This window comes from uncultured Amaricoccus sp., from assembly GCF_937891315.1.
Taxonomy (GTDB): Bacteria; Pseudomonadota; Alphaproteobacteria; order Rhodobacterales; family Rhodobacteraceae; genus Amaricoccus.
This window is the reverse complement of record NZ_CALAGI010000044.1, coordinates 1-6557: the sequence shown is the minus strand read 5'-3', so window position 1 is coordinate 6557 and position 6557 is coordinate 1. Positions and strand designations below refer to the sequence as shown.

Sequence of the window (6557 nt, the reverse complement as noted above, 5' to 3'; positions counted from 1 at the left end):
ATGATGATCTGGGAACTCGATTTCGAGATGCGGGAAACCTATCTCGAGGGCGACTGGAAGCATTTCTTCCCGCAGAAGCCGACATTCGACTCGCTTACCGGCGGCGACAGCCGCATTCATCCGTCCGACCGCGAGATGCTGGGCAATAAGTGGCGCGCCCACCTTGCGGGCGGTCCGCCATATACTGCGGAATATCGCGTCAGCTTCATCGATGGTCGCGAGGTGTGGCATGCGGCGTCGATCCGCATTCTCAAGACGGTCAAGGGATCGCCCGCGCGCGCCTTTGCGGTGATCCAGGACATCACGGCCCGCAAGAACATCGAACTGAAGGCCATGGAAGCGGAACAGCGCGCGCTGGTGGCGCAGCTCCTCATCGCTGGGATCCTCCGGCGAGGCCCCCGCCGCGCCCACCAAGTAGCCACGAAGGAAGGTCCACGGGTCTTCCGTGGATCTTCCCGACTCCCCGCACGCGAACGAGGGTTGCGGGCGGCGGGACCCCACCCCGCTGTCCCCCTCGAGCAAGGAGAGGATGCCCCACGTCCTCTTCGATGCGAGCGCGAAGCCGACCCATGCCGCGAGACCCCACCTCGCCGCCATCGCTTCGATGCACGTGCGCACCACGTTGTTGAAGACGTCCTGCGCCGTGAGGCTCCAGCCGGAGGTCTGCGAGTGCGTGCGCAGCATCATCGACTTGGCGCTCTTGGGGTTGAACTGCTTCATGAGCCGCCACCACAGCAGGCGCGCGGCGCGCATCTTGGCGATCTCGAGGTAGAAGTTCATGCCCACCGCCCAGAAGAAGGACAGGCGGCCGGCGAAGGTGTCCACGTCCATGCCCGACTTGATGCCGGTGCGCACGTATTCGACGCCGTCGGCCAGCGTGAAGGCCAGTTCGATCGCCTGGTTGGCCCCGGCTTCCTGGATGTGATAGCCGGAAATCGAGATCGAGTTGAACTTCGGCATGTGCTGCGCCGTGTAGCCGAAGATGTCGGCGATGATCTTCATCGACGGCTTGGGCGGATAGATATAGGTGTTCCGCACCATGAATTCCTTCAGGATGTCGTTCTGGATGGTGCCCGACAGAACCGCGCGGTCATGCCCCTGCTCTTCGCCCGCCACGATGAAGCTGGCGAGAATCGGGATCACCGCGCCGTTCATCGTCATCGACACCGAGACCTTGTCGAGCGGGATGCCGTCGAACAGGATCTTCATGTCCTCGACGCTGTCGATCGCCACGCCCGCCTTCCCGACGTCGCCGACCACGCGGGGATGATCGCTGTCATAGCCGCGGTGCGTCGCCAGATCGAAAGCGACCGAGACGCCCTGCTGCCCCGCGCCGAGCGCCTTGCGATAGAAGGCGTTCGATTCCTCGGCCGTCGAGAAACCGGCATACTGGCGAATGGTCCAGGGGCGCCCGGCATACATCGTGGCCCGCGGCCCGCGGGTAAAGGGTGCGAGCCCCGGCATGCTGCCGAGATGGGTCAGGCCGTCGAGATCGTGCTCGGTATAGAGCGCGCGCACGGTGATGCCCTCGGGCGATTCCCAGTTCAGGCTCTCCACCGGCTTGCCGCGCAACTCCTTCTCGGCCAGAGCCTTCCAGGTCTTGAGATCATCCGCCATGGCACGCTCCCCGCATTTCCCCTGTCGCTTCCCCCGCCCGGTCCAGTACATCTCCGGGCAAGGGAGGACTTGAATGACTCGCATCGGCCCGATCGTCGCGGCCCTGCTCCTCGCCGCGACCGCGGTTCTGGCGGAGCAGCCCGATCTCGACAGCCTCAAATGGGTCGCCCGGCCGCTCGTCGTGTTCGCCGACGCGCCGGAGGATCCCAAATTCATCCAGCAGATGGCCTGGATCGAGGCCGATCCCCAGCCGCTCATCGACCGGCGCGTCGTCGTGCTGACCGACACCGACCCGGAGGCGAACGGTCCGCTGCGCCAGCGCCTGCGGCCGCGCGGCTTCGGCCTCGTGCTGATCGACACCGACGGCCGCGTCGCCCAGCGGCGGCCGCTGCCCGCCACGGTGCGCGAGATCTCGAGCATGATCGACCGCACCCCGTCCCGCCGCCAGGAAACCGGCTCGCACCGGCCCTGATGGCGCAGTCCCGTGATGGACGCGACCCGGTGCACCCTCTAGCTTCCGCCTGCGTGGCAGCCACGCCGCGAAATTTCGGGGGAACCTCACATGCGTATCGTCCCGCTCGCTTTCGCCGCGACCCTGACCGCCCTGCCCGCCGCGGCGCAAAACCTCCCGCCGGCGAATAGTCTGCCGCTCAGCGAGGTGGTCGCGAAGGTCGAGAAAACCCAACCCGTCCGCGTCTTCACCGAGATCGAATGGGAAGACGACGGATATTGGGACTTCGACTTCATCAACACCGACAACCGCCGCGCCAGAATCCGCATCGACCCGTTCAGCGGCGAGCCCTGGTCGCGCCGCCGCTGATCGCGGCCGCGCCCCCGGCAAGGATCGCGCGAGAAAGGGTCGCGCCGGGCTGGTCTCGGCGCGCATCCTATTCGAATTCCAGAATCACGTCGTCCACGGCGAGACTGTCGCCCGGCTTGGCGAGGATCTTCGACACCTTGGCGTTGCGCTCGGCGCGCAGAACGTTCTCCATCTTCATCGCCTCGACCATGGCCAGCGCCTGGCCGTCGAACACCTCGTCCCCGACCTTGACGTCGATCCGCACCACCAGCCCGGGCATCGGGCAGAGCAGCAGCCGCGACGTGTCGGGCGGCGCCTTCTCCGGCATCAGCGCCGCCAGATCCGCCATCCGCGGCGACAGCACCGTCGCCTTCAGATCCGCGCCGCGCAGCCGCACCCGGAACCCGCCGGTGATCCGCGAGACCTTCAGTACCAGCGGCTCCCCATCGACCACCATCCGTGCGAGGCTCTGGCCCGGCGTCCAGCTCGAGACGACCCTGTGCCGCGTCCCGTCCCCGAATTCGACGGTCGATCCCTCGCGATCCGCGGCGATCATCACCGGGAAATGCTCGCCACCGAGCGATACCACCCAGTCGGATCCGACCTTCCGCTCGTGATTGTCCATGCGTCCGGTGATCCGCGCCCGGCGGATCTCGGCGACCCGGTTCATCGCCGAGACCGCCGCCGCCACCCTGCGCAGCAACGCGATGTCGAGCTTCGCGCCGGCGAAGCCGTCGGGATATTCCTCGGCGATGAAGGCCGTGGTGATATCGCCGGAGATGAAGCGCGGATGATCGAGCACCGCCGACAGGAACGGCAGGTTGTGCCCGATTCCCTCCACCTCGAACGCGTCCAGCGCACCGCGCATCGTCTCTATCGCCGCCGCGCGATCCGGCCCCCAGGAGCAGAGCTTGGCGATCATCGGGTCGTAGTACATCGAGATCTCGCCGCCCTCGAAGACGCCGGTGTCGTTGCGGACCGCGTGCGTATCGCTCCGCTCCTCCGTCGGCGGACGATAGGTGCGCAGCCGGCCGATGGATGGCAGGAAGTTGCGGTACGGATCCTCGGCATAGAGCCGGCTTTCGATCGCCCACCCGTCGAGCTTCACGTCGCCCTGGGTCAGCGCCAGCTTCTCGCCCGCCGCCACCCGGATCATCTGCTCGACGATGTCGACCCCGGTGATGAGCTCCGTCACCGGATGCTCGACCTGCAGACGGGTATTCATCTCGAGGAAGTAGAAGTTCCGCGCGCCATCGACGATGAACTCCACCGTCCCGGCCGAGCAATAATCGACGGCCTTCGCCAGCGCGACCGCCTGCTCGCCCATCGCCTTGCGCGTCGCGGCGTCGAGGAACGGGCTCGGCGCCTCCTCGATCACCTTCTGGTTGCGCCGCTGGATCGAGCATTCGCGCTCGTTCAGGTACAGGCAGTTGCCGTGCTTGTCGCCCAGAACCTGGATCTCGATGTGCCGCGGCTGGGTCACGAATTTCTCGATGAAGATCCGGTCGTCGCCGAAGCTCGACGCCGCTTCCGACTTCGACCGCGCGAAGCCCTCGCGCGCCTCATCGTCGGTCCAGGCGATGCGCATGCCCTTGCCGCCGCCGCCGGCGCTGGCCTTGATCATCACCGGGTAGCCGATCTGCTTGGCGATCGTCACCGCGTGCTCGGCATCGTCGATCAGGCCCATGTAGCCCGGCACCGTCGAGACACCCGCCTCGGCGGCCAGCTTCTTCGAGGTGATCTTGTCGCCCATCGCCTCGATCGCCCCGACCGGCGGCCCGATGAAGGCGACGCCCATGGCGTCGAGCGCCTGCGCGAACTCGGCGCGCTCGCTGAGAAAGCCATAGCCCGGATGCACCGCCTGCGCCCCGGTCTTCCTCACGGCCTCGATGATCTTGTCGATCACGATATAGGACTGGCTGGCCGGCGGCGGGCCGATATGCACCGCCTCATCGGCCATCCGGACATGCAGCGCGGCGGCGTCGGCGTCGGAATAGACCGCCACGGACTTGATGCCCATCTTGCGGGCGCTCTTCATGACACGGCAGGCGATCTCGCCCCGGTTCGCGATCAGTATCTTGTCAAACATCGATGTCTCTCGGGAAAAAAGCGATGAGATCCGCGTCGCGCGCGACCGGGAACGAAAGCGCCGGAACCAGGCGGCTACTGGATGACCGAGCCGGTCCCCTCGTTGATGACGCCGCCATCGGCGGGATCGTCACCGGCGAGCGTCTCCGAGATCGGATCGGCCGGCGGGCCGCCGAGTTGCATGCCTCCACCGCATCCCGACACAGCGAGGCAGGCGAGTATCGCCGCGGCCACCAACTTGTGTTCCATCCCGAACATTCCCCCTCCAGCCTTGCCTGCGCGGCGGCGTATCGGCGCGACGCGCCACCATCCAGCGTCTCAGTCATCCTCGAACACCCCCGGGAACGCCGCCCGCGCGGTCTCGATATCGATGCGCAGCAGCGCGTCGTAGCTCGCCGGATCGAACGGATCCTCCGCCGCCACCAACTCGCGCCCGAACAGCCAGCCGATCCGGCCCGCGTCGAGATTGCCGCGCTCGAACGGCTCCTCGCCGAAATGCTCCCAGAGCGCGGCGATGAAGGCCGCGTCCGCCGCCCGGTCGAGCGGCCGCCGGTCGGCATACCGCTCCCGCGCCTTGATCGGCGTCGCGCCTTCCGAACTGGCGCGACGGATCACGAATTGCAGATCGGACCCCGGCAGACGCCCCGGAAAGCCGCGATGTTTCAACATGACCGCCTTCGCCAGGTGGGGGCTAGTCCTCGCCGAGATGCATGACCGCGACGCCCATGGAAACCGCCCCGAAGGTCAGCGCCGTCTGGAAGAACAGCACGAAGGTCGCCAGCCCGCTCGTGTCCCCGGCGAGAACCGCCCCGATGCCGAAGAGATCGAGCCGGATCAGCGCCAGCACGAAGACGCAGCCTATCGCCATGCCGTTCGCCACATGGATCAGCATGAACCGGATCAGCTTCGGCATCGTGAGCCACCAGCGTCGGATCACCGGACGGAACCTCCATCGCACACGAGACAAGCCTACCGCTCCGGGTCTTCCGCCGCAACCCGACGCTCATCGAACCGGCCTTCACAGCGGGATGTTGTCGTGCTTCTTCCACGGATTGGTCAGCCGCTTGGTGCGCAGGCTGGCCAGCGCCCGCGCCACCCGCTTGCGGGTGGAATGCGGCATGATCACCTCGTCGATGAAGCCCTTCTCGGCGGCGACGAACGGATTGGCGAAGCGCGTCTCGTAGTCCTTGGTCCGCTCCGCGATCTTGCCCGGGTCGCCGAGCTCCGAGCGATACAGGATCTCGACGGCGCCCTTCGCGCCCATCACCGCGATCTCGGCCGTCGGCCAGGCATAGTTGAAATCGCCCCGCAGATGCTTGGAGCTCATCACGTCATAGGCGCCGCCATAGGCCTTGCGCGTGATGACCGTCACCTTCGGCACCGTCGCCTCGCCATAGGCGAAGAGCAGCTTCGCGCCATGCTTGATGATGCCGCCGTATTCCTGGCCGGTGCCCGGCATGAAGCCCGGCACGTCGACGAAGGTCAGGATCGGGATTTCGAAGGCGTCGCAGAACCGCACGAACCGCGCCGCCTTGCGCGAGGAATCGATGTCGAGACAGCCGGCCATGACCGTTGGCTGGTTCGCCACCACGCCAACCGTCGAGCCTTCGATCCGAATAAAGCCGGTCAGGATGTTCTTGGCGAATTCCGCCTGAATCTCGAAGAAATCACCCTCGTCCGCGACCTTCTGGATCAGTTCCTTCATGTCGTACGGCGTGTTGGGATTATCCGGGATCAGCGTATCGAGGCTCTGCTCGGCCCGGTCCGGGGAGTCGAAGAACGGTCGGAGCGGTGGCTTCTCCCGGCTTGAGAGCGGCAGGAAATCGACCAGCCGCCGAACCTCTTGCAACGCGATCAGATCGTTTTCAAAGGCACCGTCCGCCACCGAGGATTTCGAAGTATGGGTCTTCGCCCCGCCCAGCTCCTCCGCCGTGACGATCTCGTTCGTCACGGTCTTCACCACGTCGGGGCCCGTCACGAACATGTAGGACGAGTCGCGAACCATGAAGATGAAGTCGGTCATCGCGGGGCTGTAGACCGCGCCGCCGGCGCA

The 6557-nt window shown here is 66.2% G+C and carries 7 protein-coding genes and 2 pseudogenes; 3 read left to right on the top strand and 6 right to left on the bottom strand.

Features of this window, described 5'->3' with window-relative positions; all coding sequences use genetic code 11:
• Positions 1–267, top strand: a pseudogene (locus Q0480_RS17960) (PAS domain-containing protein); the annotation flags it as partial.
• A 321-nt stretch (positions 268–588) separates the two neighbouring features.
• Here Q0480_RS17960 and Q0480_RS17955 read toward each other — a convergent pair.
• Positions 589–1617 (bottom strand): annotated as a pseudogene (locus tag Q0480_RS17955) (methylmalonyl-CoA mutase family protein); the annotation flags it as partial.
• Between the two features lie 73 nt (positions 1618–1690).
• Here Q0480_RS17955 and Q0480_RS03540 point away from each other — a divergent pair.
• Both Q0480_RS03540 and Q0480_RS03535 read left to right on the top strand, forming a co-directional pair.
• Positions 1691–2089, top strand: coding sequence for a DUF4174 domain-containing protein (locus Q0480_RS03540; RefSeq protein WP_299130787.1), 399 nt, complete (start codon positions 1691–1693; stop codon positions 2087–2089).
• Positions 2090–2179: 90 nt separating this feature from the next.
• On the top strand, positions 2180–2437 hold the full coding sequence (locus Q0480_RS03535; protein WP_299130785.1) for a PepSY domain-containing protein: 258 nt from the start codon (positions 2180–2182) through the stop codon (positions 2435–2437).
• 67 nt (positions 2438–2504) lie between these two features.
• Here the strand turns inward: Q0480_RS03535 and Q0480_RS03530 are convergent, their stop codons facing one another.
• The 5 genes from Q0480_RS03530 to Q0480_RS03510 form a co-directional block, all read right to left on the bottom strand.
• Positions 2505–4505, bottom strand: coding sequence for an acetyl/propionyl/methylcrotonyl-CoA carboxylase subunit alpha (locus tag Q0480_RS03530; RefSeq protein WP_299130783.1), 2001 nt, complete (start codon positions 4503–4505; stop codon positions 2505–2507).
• Positions 4506–4579: 74 nt separating this feature from the next.
• The gene (locus Q0480_RS03525) at positions 4580–4753 is read right to left on the bottom strand and encodes a hypothetical protein (RefSeq protein ID WP_299130780.1); all 174 of its coding nucleotides are present in this window, start codon (positions 4751–4753) and stop codon (positions 4580–4582) included.
• A gap of 69 nt (positions 4754–4822) precedes the next feature.
• Positions 4823–5173 (bottom strand): hypothetical protein, encoded by a 351-nt coding sequence (locus tag Q0480_RS03520; protein ID WP_299130777.1) that lies wholly within the window; start codon positions 5171–5173, stop codon positions 4823–4825.
• 22 nt (positions 5174–5195) lie between these two features.
• The gene (locus tag Q0480_RS03515) at positions 5196–5441 is read right to left on the bottom strand and encodes a hypothetical protein (protein ID WP_299130774.1); all 246 of its coding nucleotides are present in this window, start codon (positions 5439–5441) and stop codon (positions 5196–5198) included.
• 81 nt (positions 5442–5522) lie between these two features.
• Positions 5523–6557 (bottom strand): acyl-CoA carboxylase subunit beta (locus Q0480_RS03510; protein ID WP_299130773.1); only part of this gene is annotated, 1035 nt, incomplete at its 5' end.

What these genes read in the sequence shown, in the direction of transcription:
- Q0480_RS03540 (WP_299130787.1), top strand. Translation starts at nt 1,691, where the DNA reads ATGACTCGCATCGGCCCGATCGTCGCGGCCCTGCTCCTCGCCGCGACC.
- Q0480_RS03535 (WP_299130785.1), top strand. Translation starts at nt 2,180, where the DNA reads ATGCGTATCGTCCCGCTCGCTTTCGCCGCGACCCTGACCGCCCTGCCC.
- Q0480_RS03530 (WP_299130783.1), bottom strand. Translation starts at nt 4,505, where the DNA reads ATGTTTGACAAGATACTGATCGCGAACCGGGGCGAGATCGCCTGCCGT.
- Q0480_RS03525 (WP_299130780.1), bottom strand. Translation starts at nt 4,753, where the DNA reads ATGGAACACAAGTTGGTGGCCGCGGCGATACTCGCCTGCCTCGCTGTG.
- Q0480_RS03520 (WP_299130777.1), bottom strand. Translation starts at nt 5,173, where the DNA reads ATGTTGAAACATCGCGGCTTTCCGGGGCGTCTGCCGGGGTCCGATCTG.